This is a genomic window from Caballeronia catudaia (assembly GCF_001544755.2).
In the GTDB taxonomy this organism is placed as follows: domain Bacteria; phylum Pseudomonadota; class Gammaproteobacteria; order Burkholderiales; family Burkholderiaceae; genus Caballeronia; species Caballeronia catudaia.
This window is the reverse complement of record NZ_FCOF02000009.1, coordinates 47141-59988: the sequence shown is the minus strand read 5'-3', so window position 1 is coordinate 59988 and position 12848 is coordinate 47141. Positions and strand designations below refer to the sequence as shown.

Here is a 12848-nt window from a genome sequence, read left to right as displayed (position 1 = left end):
AAGGCATAGGCAAACTTCCCTTTCACCTGTCCGCCGATTTCAGCAACTGTCCATCGGCCGTGGCGTAAAATACGCGCTTTCCCCAAACCGGACCCAGTACGGGACGTCATCATGTCGCTCGCCTCCACTCCTGAGATCATCGCTGAACTGAAAGCCGGCCGGATGGTGATCCTCGTCGACGAAGAAGACCGCGAGAATGAAGGCGATCTCGTCATCGCCGCCGAATTCGTCACGCCCGAAGCCATCAACTTCATGGCGAAGTACGGGCGCGGTCTCGTCTGCCTCACGCTCACGCAGGACCGCTGCAAGCAGCTGAACCTGCCCCTCATGACGCACCGCAACGGCACACAGTACGGCACGGCGTTCACCGTCAGCATCGAAGCGGCCGAAGGCGTGACGACCGGCATTTCCGCGGCCGACCGCGCGAAGACCATCGCCGCCGCGGTCGCGCACGACGCGCGCGCCGAAGACATCGTGCAGCCCGGCCACGTGTTCCCGATCATGGCGCAGCCGGGCGGCGTGCTCGTGCGCGCGGGCCACACGGAAGCCGGCTGCGACTTCACCGCGCTCGCGGGCCTCACGCCCGCCGCGGTGATCTGCGAGATCATCAAGGACGACGGCGAAATGGCGCGCCTGCCCGATCTCATCGAATTCAGCCAGCAGCACGGCATCAAGATCGGCACGATCGCCGATCTGATCCATTACCGCAGCCGCACCGAGTCGATCATCGAAAAAGTCTGCGAGCGCACGATGCAGACCGCGCACGGCCCGTTCCGCGCAGTGCTGTATCGCGACGACCCGACGCACTCGCCGCACATCGCGCTCGTACGCGGCATGCCGCGCCCCGATCGCGAAACGCCCGTGCGCGTGCACGAGCCGCTCTCGGTGCTCGATCTGCTTGAAATCGACGTGTCGACGCACTCCTGGACCATCGACGCCGCGATGAAGGAAATCGCCGCGCGCGATCTCGGCGCGATCGTCATGCTCAACTGCGGCGACACGAAGGAACATCTCGTCGACGTGTTCCGCGCTTTCGAACAGAAGGACAAGGCCGCCGAGCTCAAGCGCCGCCCGATCGACTTCAAGACTTACGGCATCGGCGCGCAGATCCTGCGCGATCTGGGCGTCGGCAAGATGCAGGTGCTCGCGAATCCGCGCAAGCTCGGCAGCATGTCGGGCTACGGGCTCGAAGTGACGGGCTTCGTGCCGATGCCCGGCTGCCCTGCGACTGCCGCCCCCGTCGACCCGGGCATCACGCAGTTGCGCTCGGCCTGACGCCCCTTTCAACCGAACAATCTAAAACCAACGGACCTCATTCATGGAAATCGGACAATATCAGCCGAACCTCGACGGCGACGGCCTGCGCATCGGCATCGTGCAGTCGCGCTTCAACGAACCGGTGTGCAACGGCCTGGCCGATGCGTGCATCGAGGAGCTGGAGCGCCTCGGCGTGATCGGCCAGGACGTGCTGCTCGTCACCGTGCCCGGCGCGCTCGAAATTCCGCTCGCGCTGCAAAAGCTCGCCGAATCCGGCCAGTTCGACGCGCTGATCGCGCTCGGCGCCGTCGTGCGCGGCGAGACGTATCACTTCGAGCTCGTGTCGAACGAAAGCGGCTCCGGCATCTCGCGCATCGCGCTCGACTTCGGCATTCCGGTGGCCAACGCGGTACTGACGACCGAGAACGACGAGCAGGCGGTCACGCGCATGACCGAAAAAGGCCGCGACGCCGCGCGCGTGGCGGTCGAAATGGCGAATCTGTCCGTCGCGCTCGAACAGCTCGACGGCGATGAAGAAGACGAAGACGAAGAAGACGAGGATCGTGCATGAAAAGCGCTCGACGCCGTTCGCGTGAACTCGCGACGCAAGGGCTGTATCAATGGCTGCTGTCCGGCGCGCCCGCCGGCGAGATCGACGCGCAGTTGCGCAGCGCGCAAGGCTTCGACAAGGCCGACCAGACGCATCTCGATGCGATCCTGCACGGCGTAATCAAGGAATCCGACGCGCTGTCCGAGCAGTTGCAGCCGTGCCTCGACCGCCCGATCGAGCAATTGTCGCCGGTCGAGCGCGCCGTGCTGCTCGTCGCCGCGTTCGAGTTCAAGCATCACATCGACGTGCCGTATCGCGTCGTCATCAACGAAGCGGTCGAGCTGACCAAGACCTTCGGCGGCTCGGACGGCTACAAATACGTGAACGGCGTGCTCGACAAGCTCGCCGTCGTCATGCGCCCGGCCGAGGCGCAGGCGCGCGGGCGTGGCGCGTGATGAACGGCGTCGCGGAACCGGTCGTCAGGCTCGCGTCGCGCGTCGGCGCGATCGAGCCTTTCTATGTCATGGAGCTGATGAAAGAGGCGCAGGCGCTCGAACGCGCGGGCCGCGACGTGATCCACATGAGCATCGGCGAGCCGGATTTCACCGCGCCGGAGCCCGTCACCCGCGCCGCCGCCGATGCGTTGAAGCGCGGCGTCACGCAGTACACCAATGCGCTCGGCATTCACGCGCTGCGCGAGGCGATCGCGGGGCATTATCGCGACACGTTCGGTCTCACGGTCGATCCGGAGCGCATCGTCGTGACGGCGGGCGCGTCGGCGGCGCTTCTGCTCGCGTGCATGGCGCTCGTCGATAACGGCGACGAAGTCCTGATGCCCGACCCGTGCTATCCGTGCAACCGGCATTTCGTGTCGGCCGCCGATGGCAAGCCGGTGCTCATCGCGAGCGGTCCGGCCGAGCGTTTTCAGCTCACGGCGGAGCATGTCGAAGAGCATTGGAACGACAAGACGCGTGGCGTGCTGCTCGCGTCGCCGTCGAATCCGACGGGCACGTCGATCGAGCCGGACGAGTTGCGGAGCATCGTCGACACGGTGCGTGCGCGCGGCGGCTTCACGATCGTCGACGAGATCTATCAGGGCTTGAGCTACGACGCGAAACCGGTGTCGGCGCTCTCCTTCGGCGACGATGTCGTCACCGTGAACAGCTTCTCGAAGTACTTCAACATGACCGGCTGGCGGCTCGGCTGGCTCGTCGTGCCGCACGCAATGGTCGGCGCCGTCGAGAAGCTGTCGCAGAATCTGTTCATATGCGCGTCGGCGCTCGCGCAGCACGCGGCGCTCGCGTGTTTCGAGCCCGAAACGATCGCCATCTACGAAGCGCGCCGGCTGGAGTTCAAGCGGCGGCGCGATTACATCGTGCCGGCGCTCGGCTCGCTCGGTTTCGGCGTGCCGGTGGTGCCGGACGGCGCGTTCTATGTCTACGCCGATACGACCACGGTCCGCCATCCCGCCGCCGGCAACAGCGACGCGCTCACGCACTCGATGCTTCACGACGCGGGCGTCGTGCTCGTGCCCGGCATGGACTTCGGGTTTCATGCGCCTGAGCGCTACATCCGCGTTTCGTATGCGACCGCGTATTCGAAACTGGAGGAAGCGGTCGAACGGCTCGGCACGTTGTTCCGTCGATGAAAAACAAAAAGGCACCTTCTGTGCCTTTTTTTCGTCTGACGCAACGCAGGTCTTAAGCGCCGAGCTCCGCGGAAGCGACGTGCTTCGTATCGGAATCGCCGTCATCCTGCGATGCCGACTTCTTCGCCGTATCGATCGTCATGTGGACACGCTTGTCCGCGGCGGCCGACGCCAGCACCTGCTTCGGCGCGGCGGTCTGAACCGGCGCCTGCGGCGCGTTGACCGGCACGTTGCGACCGCGCGCGACATCGCGCAGGCGCGAACGCTCGGCCAGCACCTTCGCGCCGTAGCCGCCGTCGTCCTGCGTCGTCGAGCCGACGTAATAGCGCAGGCCGCCCGCCACCGAGCCGCCGCGCGCGATGCAGTCCTTCAGCACGAGCGCGCCGACCTTGATGTTCGCGAGCGGATCGAGCGCCGCGTGCGAGCCGCCGAAGTATTGGAATTTGTCGGAATGAACCTTCGACATGACCTGCATCAGGCCTTGTGCGCCGACGCCGCTTTCAGCATACGGATTGAAGCCCGATTCGATCGCCATCACGGAGAGCAGGAGCAACGGATCGAGGCCGACTTCGCGGCCCGTGTCGAACGCGGCGCGCACGAGCTGGCTGACCGGATCTTCCGCTACGCGGTAGCGACGCGCGATGAAGTTCGCGACGAGCTTCTGCTCGCGCGTGGAGACGAGTACGCGGTCGTCGCGGGCATCGGCGGCAATCCGCTGCGCCGGGATCGTGCTCGCCAGCATGCCGACGGACGGCATCGTGCGCGGATCGAGGCCGTTCGGCGAAATCGCGAGGCTGATGCCGCCGGTGAGATGGTGCGTGCTGGCGTCGTCGGTAGCGGCAGCGCCCAGCGACGGCGCGGCGGCGCCCGGCGCCTTCGACTTCACCGACGCGGTGTTCGCGGCGAGGTTCACGGGCAGCATGGGATCGCTCGGTTGGCGATGCACGGCCGCGAAAGGCGGCAGCGGCTGCCCCGCGAGCAAACGCGCCGGTCCGGCCTGAACGGCGGCCGATACGAACGGCATGATCTGTGCGGCAAACGTGGTGCGCCAGGACGGCAGCAGCCACAGAGCGAGCGCGCTGATGACGGCCGCGCAACCGACCACGGCGAAGAGATGGTGACTCAAACGGCGTCCGCGACGCAGCGCCACGCGTATGATTTGCGCGGCGCGAGTGTCCGAACCCCACCAAGCTGAAGCGTTCATCGATACTCCCAATGTTGCTTGATTAGCGCAGATGAATACGAATAAGCGACGTATTCGATGCGCAAATCAGACACCGCTCGCTCTTGGCAAGCGTAAGCGGCATCGGGGATACGGCATGCGCCGTCTGGAAAGCCGATCCGGCAAAGGTCACCGGGTTGCGCGGCACGAACTGCATGCCCTGAACGCGCACATGGCTTTCCACGCGAAAAACCGGCGTGCAAACGCCGGCAATGACAACCAACAGCCATGAGTCGCCGGGCAGGAGCGGCGCAGGCGACGCATGTGCGTCTGAAAGACCTGAGGCTAAGGTAAAAAGTTTCAAAACCTGCAATAGATTCGAAGCGATTCTATCAGGGTTTAATGATCCGTCAATGCTAAAGACTTCTGTTTCAATTACTTACAGTTATATTGAACAGTGTTCAGTGCTCCGAAAGCACGTCTGTTGGGCGATTCGAACCGGAATTTGCTTAATGTCGGGCAACGCACGGACGCCGACGCAGGTAAAATCGACAATCGCTTGGCGCGCAGCCGTCCCGCCCCCGATTGCTTCGTGTTCCGGGCACCTTCGAGTTCAAATTCGACCATCGATGAAATACAAAGATCTGCGCGACTTCACCGCCCGCCTCGAAGCGCTCGGTGAACTGCGCCGCATTCGGCACCCCGTCTCCCCGGTTCTCGAAATTACCGAAGTCTCCGATCGCGTGTTGCGCGCGGGCGGACCGGCATTGCTCTTCGAAGCGCCCACCGGCCACACCATGCCCGTGCTCGCCAACCTGTTCGGCACGACGCGGCGCGTCGCGCTCGGCATGGGCATCGAGACGGAAGCGCAGAGCGGCGGCGATGTGAGCCTCGGCAGCGATGTGGCCGCGCTGAGTTCGCTGCGCGATGTCGGCAGGCTGCTTTCCGCGCTCAAGGAACCCGAGCCGCCTAAAGGCCTCAAGGACGCGGGCAAGCTGCTCTCGCTTGCGAAGGCCGTGTGGGACATGGCGCCGAAATCGGTCAGCGCGCCGCCTTGCCAGGAAGTGGTGTGGGAAGGCGACGACGTCGATCTGAACAAGCTGCCGATCCAGACATGCTGGCCGGGCGACGCTGGACCGCTGCTCACGTGGGGCCTCACCGTCACGCGCGGTCCAAACAAGCCGCGCCAGAATCTCGGCATCTACCGGCAGCAGTTGATCGGGCGCAACAAGCTCATCATGCGCTGGCTCGCACATCGCGGCGGCGCGCTCGACTTCCGCGAGTTCGCGCTCGCGAATCCCGGCAAGCCCTATCCAGTGGCGGTCGTGCTCGGCGCCGATCCCGCGACGGTTCTCGGCGCTGTGACGCCCGTGCCCGATTCGTTGTCCGAATATCAGTTTGCGGGACTGTTGCGCGGCTCGCGCACCGAGCTCGCGAAGTGCCTGACGCCGGGCGTCGATACGTTGCAGGTGCCGGCGCGCGCGGAGATCGTGCTCGAAGGGTTCATCCATCCGCATGACGGAAACGTGCCGCCCGCGCCCGAAGGCGCCCCGTCGCGTCCCTCGAACTCGGCAGCCGCGAAATACGAGCACGCGCTCGAAGGGCCGTACGGCGATCACACCGGCTATTACAACGAACAGGAATGGTTTCCGGTCTTCACCGTCGAGAAGATCACGATGCGCCGCGACGCCCTGTTCCATTCGACCTACACCGGCAAGCCGCCCGACGAGCCCGCCGTGCTCGGCGTCGCGCTGAACGAAGTGTTCGTGCCGCTGTTGCAGAAGCAGTTCACCGAGATCACCGATTTCTATCTGCCGCCCGAGGGCTGCAGCTATCGGATGGCAATCGTGCAGATGAAGAAGAGCTATCCCGGCCACGCGAAACGCGTGATGTTCGGCGTATGGAGCTTTTTGCGGCAGTTCATGTACACGAAGTTCATCGTCGTGGTCGATGAGGACGTCAACGTGCGCGACTGGAAGGAAGTCATCTGGGCGATCACGACGCGTGTCGACCCGACGCGCGACACCGTCATGGTCGACAACACGCCGATCGACTATCTCGACTTCGCTTCGCCGGTTGCGGGACTCGGCTCGAAGATGGGTCTCGACGCAACCAGCAAGTGGCCCGGCGAAACGACGCGCGAATGGGGCCGCCCGATCGTGATGGATGAAGCGGTGAAACGCCGCGTCGATGGTCTCTGGGCCCAGCTCGGACTCGATAAATGATCGCGGCCACGCTCTATCGCGGCGACGTCATCGAGAACACGCACGCGGCGCACGTCGCCGTCGTCGATGCGAATGGACGCCTCGTGCATTCCTTCGGCGATCCGCGTCGCGTGACGCTGCCGCGCTCGGCGGCGAAACCCGCGCAGGCGCTCGCCGTCATCGAAACCGGCGCGCTCGAGCGTTTCGGCTTCACCGATGAAGACCTCGCGCTGATGTGCGGCTCGCATAGCAGCGAGCCGCGTCATATCGAGCGCGCGCTCGCGATGCTCGCCCGATCGAACGCGACTGAAAGCGATTTGCGCTGCGGCGGCCATCCGCCGATTTCTGACGCGGTGTATCGCGACTGGATCAAACGCGATTTCACGCCGACGCCTGTATGCAGCAACTGCTCCGGCAAGCACGCCGGCATGCTCGCGGGCGCGCGTGCGATGGGCGAATCGCTCGCCGACTATCACTTGCCCGGCCATGCGCTACAGGCGCACGTGAGGCGCACCGTGGCGCGCGCCGTCGATCTCGCCGACGAAGACGTGCAATGGGCCATCGACGGCTGCAATCTGCCCACGCCCGCGTTTGCGCTCGACCGTCTCGCGCGGCTCTACATGAAGATCGCAGACGCGCCGGAAGGCTCGCCGCTCGCACGCATTCATCGCGCGATGACGTCGCATCCGGAGCTCGTCGCGGGTGAAGGTCGCTTCTGCACGCTGTTGATGCAGGCGTTCGGCGGCGAACTCGTCGGCAAGACGGGCGCGGATGCGAGCTATGCGATCGGCGTGCGGCGCGCGGCGAGTTCCGATGCAGGCGCGCTCGGCATCGCCGTGAAGGTCGAGGACGGCAACACGGCGGTGGTGAACGCGATCGTCGTTCACGTGCTCGATCTGCTCGGCATCGGCACGCAAGATCAACGCAACGCGCTCGCGGCCTTTCGCAATCCGCTGACGCGCAACACGATGGGCGTGCCGACCGGCCGTCTCGACGTGAGCTTCACGCTTCACAACCATTCATAACAAACATGCATTCGTGGCCGCTGCTGTCGGACGGGTTTTTTCTGTCGCTGTCGCTGTGTCTGGATATCGGCATCGCGAATGTCGCGATCATTTCCCTCGCGCTGACGCACGGTTTCAAGCCGGGCTTCGTGCTCGGTCTCGGCTCGTGTTTCGGCGATCTGTTCTATGCGGCGCTCGCGCTCGCGGGCATGTCGGCGCTCTTGCAGTTCGATGCGGTGCGCTGGGTCGTGTGGATCGGCGGCGCGATCGTGCTGCTGTTTTTGACCTGGAAGATGGCGCGCGAGGCGCTCAATCCGGCATCCGCGCCGCCCGTCGAAGGCGAAGCGGATTTCAGCGTGCCGCGTCCGAAGCACTGGAAAAGCTTCGTGCGTGGATGCCTGCTCGCGGTGTCGTCGCCGAGCGCGATCCTGTGGTTCGCGGCGGTCGGCGGCGCGCTCATCGCGAAAGCGGGCGCCACGAGCCCGGTGAGTGCGTCCGTGTTTCTCGTCGGCTTCTTCTGCGGCGGGCTCGGCTGGACGTTCTTCATCTGCACGCTCGCGAGCCACGGCAGAAAGCGCGCCGGAACCCGGCTCCTGCGCGCCTGCCACGTGATGTCCGCCGTGCTCTTCGCGTATTTCGCGTACAGCGTGATCGTCAACGGCTACCGCGATCTGATCGTGCGCGCGGCATCGTGACGATCCGTCGTTAGGCGAGGTACTGCGACAGCTTCGGCAAATCGACGTTGCCGCCCGACACGATCACGCCGACGCGCTTGCCCTCGACCGGCACGACCTTCTGCAGCACCGCGGCCGCCGCGAGACAGCCGGTCGGCTCGACGACCATCTTCATGCGTTGCGCGAAGAAACGCAGCGTCTCGACGAGCTGCGCATCGCTCACGGTGACGATCCGGTCGACATGGCGCTGGATGATCGGAAAGTTGTATTCGCCGATATGCGTCGCCGCGGCGCCGTCCGCGATCGTGCGCGGCACCTCGATATGCACGATTTCGCCGCGCGCGAGCGACTGCTGCGCGTCGTTACCCGCTTCCGGCTCGACGCCGATCACCTTGCAGTCGGGCGCGAGCGCCGCCGCCGCGAGCGCGCATCCACCGATGAGCCCGCCGCCGCCCAGACACACGAAGAGATAGTCCAGCGGACCGGTTTCCTCGATCAGTTCCTTCGCGGCCGTCCCCTGCCCCGCGATCACGTGCGGATGGTCGTACGGCGGAATCAGCGTCATGCCGCGTTCCTCCGCGAGCTTGCGGCCGATTTCCTCGCGGCTCTGCGTATAGCGGTCGTACGTGATGACCTCGCCGCCGTAGCCGCGCGTCGCTTCCATCTTGGCGGCGGGCGCGTCCTCGGGCATGACGATCGTCGCGCGGATGCCGGCGAGCTTCGCCGACAGCGCGATCGCCTGCGCGTGATTGCCGGATGAATACGTGATGACGCCCGCGGCGCGCTGACGGTCGTCGAAATGCGAAAGCGCGTTGTACGCGCCGCGGAACTTGAACGCGCCCATGCGCTGGAAGTTCTCGCATTTGAAAAAGAGCGATGCGCCCGCGATGGTATCGGCGGTACGCGAAGTCAGGACGGGCGTGCGATGCGCGAAGCCTTCGATGCGCCTGGCGGCATCGGCGACGTCATCGAATGTGGGGGCGGGAAGTGAGGACATCGGAGTCGGGACGCGAGGGTGAAGGGGATCACCATTGTCCCAAGTTCCATCGCGAAATTCAAAAGCCGCGCGCGCATGAAAAAGGCGATGCAGGTTGCATCGCCTTTTGCGCTTTCCGACTGGACCGCTCAGTGGCGCCCTTAGTGACGCCAATAGTCCGGCCCATGCCGGTAATACCCGTGATGCCGGTAATATGGACGGCCATAGTAGCCGTAACCGCCATAGCCGCCGTAACCGGGGTACCCGCCGACGACCACCGCAGGCGGCGGCGCATAAACGACAGGCGGTGGCGGCGCCACGTACACCGGTTGTGGCGGAGCCATATACACGGGAGCAGGCGGCGCGGCATAGACCGGATACGCCGGCACCCCGATTCCCACGCCCACCGAAACATGCGCTTGCGCCGCGCTCACGAAGCCCACGCCAAGCGCGCCGACCACCAGTAAACCATCGAGCTTTTTCACTTTCGTTCTCCTCGTCGCTTCGCGTGTTGGCCGGGTCTGACGGCTCACGAGCGACGGCATGAAACGAATTTATCGAAAAAGTCGCAGGGTCGCCGTGCCCATTTGTTGCAAATTGCAAGTTCCTTAACGCGGTTACCGACCTGAAAGCCGGACGACGCGCGCGGACATGCGCCGATCGTCCGTTCGACGGACCTCGGCGGCCAGCTTGAGAGCGGCAGCATTCGGCCGGATAGCAATTGCGTAACGTCTATTTACAAAAGAACGAAAAACCCCGCCAGACGATTCGCCCGGCGAGGCTTTTCATGTATTACGTGAGATTCCTAAAAGCGCGCGAATCAACCCACCTTTATATAAGCGAATTCACGCGAGACGTTCGGCGGCACATACGCCGCGCCGATCACGACCCGGGGCGTCAGGCGCTTTTTCTGATCCCACCAGCAACGCCGCTGGGTCTGGCTCAAGAATCGCAAATGCTTTCGATAAGAAAAAATGCTCATGGCGACCTCCGAACGTAGCGAATGAAACCCGGAAGGGAAAAGCCGCCCGGTTTCTTTCGCGCGCCCTTTCCCGCTGAATTCGTGTTCTCTTAGTATTGAGCGCCCTGTTCGTCCCTCGATGTTCGCAAAGAAACCAAGTCTTCAGGTGCATGTGCGGTTCACCACATTCAGCAGAAAGCATGCCTTTTTCGCACTTCAGACGTCCGCCGCGAGAAACCGGGTTTCGTTTGACATCCCTGCCTCTGAGCAGTCCGCCCCGATGATCCGCTTTTTCGCTTTCTGTCTTTATATCCTGCCAGTTTTGCATGAAATGCGCTTTTCCGAGATCGTCTCGGAATGGCAACACTAGGGTTTTCCGATGCTGGCGTTCGCCTCCAAAACCAGCTTCCCGCTTGCTTTCACTTCTCTTTCACCGTTTTGAGCGGCCGATCGCTCGTGCCGCGTGCGACAACGTCCCCAAGCCAACTTAAAGCCATGTTATGGTGACGTCCGGCACCCCACCAGACAGGTTGGTGGACGGGGAATTCAGGCGCCGCAATCAGGAAATCGCGAGGCTTCATCGGGCGGCATGCGTGCATTCGAATCTGCACGATGTGGCACGATGCGCCGCGCATTCCGATGACTTCGGTACGCTAATCAAGTCCAGAGAACGAACAATGATCAAGGTCAGCACTCACGACTCACGCGGCGCGGACAGCCGTCTCACCAGCAGGACTCGCGGGCTTTGCATCGTCCGCTAGCGCCGCCTTCTTCTTTATCTTTTCGCTTATTCGACCCGGCGCAAGTCGCGACACTGCGCACCGCATTCCAGAGGACCCGAGATGTTCGGCGAAATCGCCCGCTTTCTGCTCAATACCCTTTTCACGCTGTTCGGCGCGGCGCTCCTGCTGCGCGCATGGATGCAGGTCGTGCGCATGCCGCCTTACAACCCCGTTTCGAACGCCGTGATGCAGGCGACCAACTGGATCGTCCTGCCGCTGCGCAAGATTCTGCCGGGCGGAAAGATCGACTGGGCGAGCATTCTCGCCGCGCTCATCGCGTCGGCGGTGTATGTCACGCTGATGGTCGTGCTCGCCGGCATCGATCCGACGCTCATGCTGCCGATGCTGCTGCTCGTCGCGTTGCTGACCGTCGTCAAGTGGGCGCTGAATCTCATCATCTGGGTGACGATCCTGATGGCGCTGCTCTCGTGGCTTAATCCGCAATCGCCGGCGATGCCGCTGCTCTATCAGATCACCGCGCCGTTTCTGGACCCGCTGCGGCGCATTCTTCCGCGCTTGGGCGGCATCGACCTTTCGCCGATTCTGCTGTTCGTGATCGTGCAGGTATTGCTGATGGTCGTGACGCGGGTCGCCGTTTCAATGACCTTGTTCGGCATCTGAAGCCCGCGCAATTGCGCCGCGAGACGCGTTGCGCTTACAATAGTCGGCTCTCGCGGGCGTCGTATAATGGCTATTACCGTAGCTTCCCAAGCTACAGACGTGGGTTCGATTCCCATCGCCCGCTCCAGAATCATCACGAAAGCCGCCCTAAGTCACGCTTGGGCGGCTTTTTAGTTTCCAGCATCGCCTTGTCATGAACCACGATCCCCAGGACGACGCCACCGACGGCATCGACGATAACGCATCACCGGAAGCGAACGAAACCAACGAAGCCTCCACGCCGCACCATCGGCGCATCCGCAGCTTCGTCACGCGCGCGGGCCGCGTGTCGCCGGGTCAGCAGCGCGCGATCGATGAACTCGGTCCGCGCTATGTCGTGCCCTACTCGCCGCAACTCGCCGACTGGAGCGCGATCTTCGGCCGGCAGGCGCCGCGCATCCTCGAGATCGGCTTCGGCATGGGCGCGACCACGGCGGAGATCGCCGCCACACGTCCCGGCGACGATTTCATCGGCGTGGAAGTGCACGAACCGGGCGTCGGCGCGCTGCTCAAGCTGATCGGCGAGCAAGCGCTCGGCAATATCCGCATCCTTCAGCACGACGCCGTCGAAGTGCTCGAGCACATGATCGCGCCCGACAGCCTGGACGGTGTGCACATCTACTTTCCCGATCCGTGGCACAAGGCGCGTCATCACAAGCGCCGCCTGATTCAGCCGAAGTTCGTCGCGCAGCTCGTATCGCGCATCAAGCCGGGCGGCTATATCCATCTGGCGACCGACTGGCAGAACTACGCGGAGCAGATGCTCGAAGTGCTGTCGGCCGAGCCGGCGCTGGAAAACACCGCCGAAGGCTACGCGCCGCGCCCCGATTTCCGCCCGGTCACGAAGTTCGAGCGACGCGGCCTGCGGCTCGGACACGGCGTGTGGGACCTGATGTTCCGCCGTCGCTGACCACATAACATCGGCTGGAAACGAAAACGCCACGGCAAACCGTGGCGTTTTTTTCATGGC

14 protein-coding genes and 1 tRNA gene are annotated in these 12848 nt (G+C 63.9%); 10 read left to right on the top strand and 5 right to left on the bottom strand.

The window, feature by feature from the left end; all coding sequences use genetic code 11:
- Positions 1 to 111 precede the first annotated feature (111 nt).
- The 4 genes from ribBA to AWB75_RS12260 are packed head-to-tail and all read left to right on the top strand — an operon-like array spanning position 112 to position 3455.
- On the top strand, positions 112 to 1275 hold the full coding sequence (gene ribBA, locus AWB75_RS12275; RefSeq protein WP_061124363.1) for a bifunctional 3,4-dihydroxy-2-butanone-4-phosphate synthase/GTP cyclohydrolase II: 1164 nt from the start codon (positions 112 to 114) through the stop codon (positions 1273 to 1275).
- Between the two features lie 43 nt (positions 1276 to 1318).
- Entirely contained in the window at positions 1319 to 1828 is a 510-nt protein-coding gene (ribH, locus tag AWB75_RS12270; protein ID WP_061124362.1) for a 6,7-dimethyl-8-ribityllumazine synthase, read from the top strand.
- Positions 1825 to 2262 (top strand): transcription antitermination factor NusB, encoded by a 438-nt coding sequence (gene nusB, locus AWB75_RS12265; protein ID WP_061124361.1) that lies wholly within the window; start codon positions 1825 to 1827, stop codon positions 2260 to 2262. Before ribH ends, nusB begins: the two co-directional genes overlap by 4 nt.
- Positions 2262 to 3455 carry a pyridoxal phosphate-dependent aminotransferase gene (locus AWB75_RS12260; RefSeq protein ID WP_061124512.1) on the top strand — a complete coding sequence of 398 codons (1194 nt, stop codon included), beginning with the start codon at positions 2262 to 2264 and terminating at the stop codon, positions 3453 to 3455. The genes nusB and AWB75_RS12260 overlap by 1 nt, the downstream gene beginning before the upstream one ends.
- A gap of 52 nt (positions 3456 to 3507) precedes the next feature.
- On the opposite strand, the gene AWB75_RS12255 is transcribed toward AWB75_RS12260, so the two are convergent.
- Positions 3508 to 4659, bottom strand: coding sequence for a transglycosylase SLT domain-containing protein (locus AWB75_RS12255; RefSeq protein WP_061124360.1), 1152 nt, complete (start codon positions 4657 to 4659; stop codon positions 3508 to 3510).
- A gap of 22 nt (positions 4660 to 4681) precedes the next feature.
- A complete protein-coding gene (locus tag AWB75_RS37015; protein ID WP_143746429.1) occupies positions 4682 to 4990 on the bottom strand; it encodes a hypothetical protein in 309 nt (102 codons plus the stop codon).
- Between the two features lie 256 nt (positions 4991 to 5246).
- Here AWB75_RS37015 and AWB75_RS12245 point away from each other — a divergent pair, with 256 nt between their 5' ends.
- From AWB75_RS12245 to AWB75_RS12235, 3 genes are read left to right on the top strand one after another with little or no spacing between them, the layout of a single operon-like run.
- A complete protein-coding gene (locus AWB75_RS12245; RefSeq protein ID WP_061124358.1) occupies positions 5247 to 6842 on the top strand; it encodes a UbiD family decarboxylase in 1596 nt (531 codons plus the stop codon).
- The gene (locus AWB75_RS12240; RefSeq protein WP_061124357.1) at positions 6839 to 7846 is read left to right on the top strand and encodes an asparaginase; all 1008 of its coding nucleotides are present in this window, start codon (positions 6839 to 6841) and stop codon (positions 7844 to 7846) included. Before AWB75_RS12245 ends, AWB75_RS12240 begins: the two co-directional genes overlap by 4 nt.
- A gap of 5 nt (positions 7847 to 7851) precedes the next feature.
- Positions 7852 to 8520 (top strand): LysE family translocator, encoded by a 669-nt coding sequence (locus AWB75_RS12235; RefSeq protein ID WP_061124356.1) that lies wholly within the window; start codon positions 7852 to 7854, stop codon positions 8518 to 8520.
- A 10-nt stretch (positions 8521 to 8530) separates the two neighbouring features.
- Here the strand turns inward: AWB75_RS12235 and AWB75_RS12230 are convergent, their stop codons facing one another.
- The 3 genes from AWB75_RS12230 to AWB75_RS38100 form a co-directional block, all read right to left on the bottom strand.
- Positions 8531 to 9496, bottom strand: coding sequence for a threo-3-hydroxy-L-aspartate ammonia-lyase (locus AWB75_RS12230; RefSeq protein WP_061124355.1), 966 nt, complete (start codon positions 9494 to 9496; stop codon positions 8531 to 8533).
- Between the two features lie 140 nt (positions 9497 to 9636).
- Positions 9637 to 9960 carry a hypothetical protein gene (locus AWB75_RS12225; RefSeq protein ID WP_061124511.1) on the bottom strand — a complete coding sequence of 108 codons (324 nt, stop codon included), beginning with the start codon at positions 9958 to 9960 and terminating at the stop codon, positions 9637 to 9639.
- Positions 9961 to 10320: 360 nt separating this feature from the next.
- Complete coding sequence (locus AWB75_RS38100; RefSeq protein ID WP_200822969.1) at positions 10321 to 10764, bottom strand: hypothetical protein; 444 nt, start codon at positions 10762 to 10764, stop codon at positions 10321 to 10323.
- 514 nt (positions 10765 to 11278) lie between these two features.
- On the opposite strand from AWB75_RS38100, the gene AWB75_RS12215 reads away from it, so the two are divergent.
- The 3 genes from AWB75_RS12215 (at position 11279) to trmB (ending at position 12788) form a co-directional block, all read left to right on the top strand.
- Positions 11279 to 11839, top strand: a complete 561-nt coding sequence (locus AWB75_RS12215; protein ID WP_061124353.1) for a YggT family protein — start codon at positions 11279 to 11281, stop codon at positions 11837 to 11839.
- Between the two features lie 52 nt (positions 11840 to 11891).
- Positions 11892 to 11966: transfer RNA gene (locus AWB75_RS12210), tRNA-Gly, on the top strand.
- A gap of 66 nt (positions 11967 to 12032) precedes the next feature.
- Positions 12033 to 12788: a tRNA (guanosine(46)-N7)-methyltransferase TrmB gene (trmB, locus tag AWB75_RS12205; protein WP_061124352.1), complete on the top strand. Its 756-nt coding sequence runs from the start codon at positions 12033 to 12035 to the stop codon at positions 12786 to 12788.
- Positions 12789 to 12848: the final 60 nt, after the last annotated feature.

Bases quoted from the DNA above. Each gene is read 5' to 3' on its own strand.
- AWB75_RS12245 (WP_061124358.1), top strand. From the start codon at position 5,247: ATGAAATACAAAGATCTGCGCGACTTCACCGCCCGCCTCGAAGCGCTC.
- AWB75_RS12235 (WP_061124356.1), top strand. From the start codon at position 7,852: ATGCATTCGTGGCCGCTGCTGTCGGACGGGTTTTTTCTGTCGCTGTCG.
- AWB75_RS12215 (WP_061124353.1), top strand. From the start codon at position 11,279: ATGTTCGGCGAAATCGCCCGCTTTCTGCTCAATACCCTTTTCACGCTG.
- AWB75_RS12230 (WP_061124355.1), bottom strand. From the start codon at position 9,496: ATGTCCTCACTTCCCGCCCCCACATTCGATGACGTCGCCGATGCCGCC.
- nusB (WP_061124361.1), top strand. From the start codon at position 1,825: ATGAAAAGCGCTCGACGCCGTTCGCGTGAACTCGCGACGCAAGGGCTG.
- AWB75_RS12260 (WP_061124512.1), top strand. From the start codon at position 2,262: ATGAACGGCGTCGCGGAACCGGTCGTCAGGCTCGCGTCGCGCGTCGGC.
- ribBA (WP_061124363.1), top strand. From the start codon at position 112: ATGTCGCTCGCCTCCACTCCTGAGATCATCGCTGAACTGAAAGCCGGC.
- AWB75_RS12240 (WP_061124357.1), top strand. From the start codon at position 6,839: ATGATCGCGGCCACGCTCTATCGCGGCGACGTCATCGAGAACACGCAC.
- AWB75_RS12255 (WP_061124360.1), bottom strand. From the start codon at position 4,659: ATGAACGCTTCAGCTTGGTGGGGTTCGGACACTCGCGCCGCGCAAATC.
- AWB75_RS38100 (WP_200822969.1), bottom strand. From the start codon at position 10,764: ATGCAAAACTGGCAGGATATAAAGACAGAAAGCGAAAAAGCGGATCAT.
- ribH (WP_061124362.1), top strand. From the start codon at position 1,319: ATGGAAATCGGACAATATCAGCCGAACCTCGACGGCGACGGCCTGCGC.
- trmB (WP_061124352.1), top strand. From the start codon at position 12,033: ATGAACCACGATCCCCAGGACGACGCCACCGACGGCATCGACGATAAC.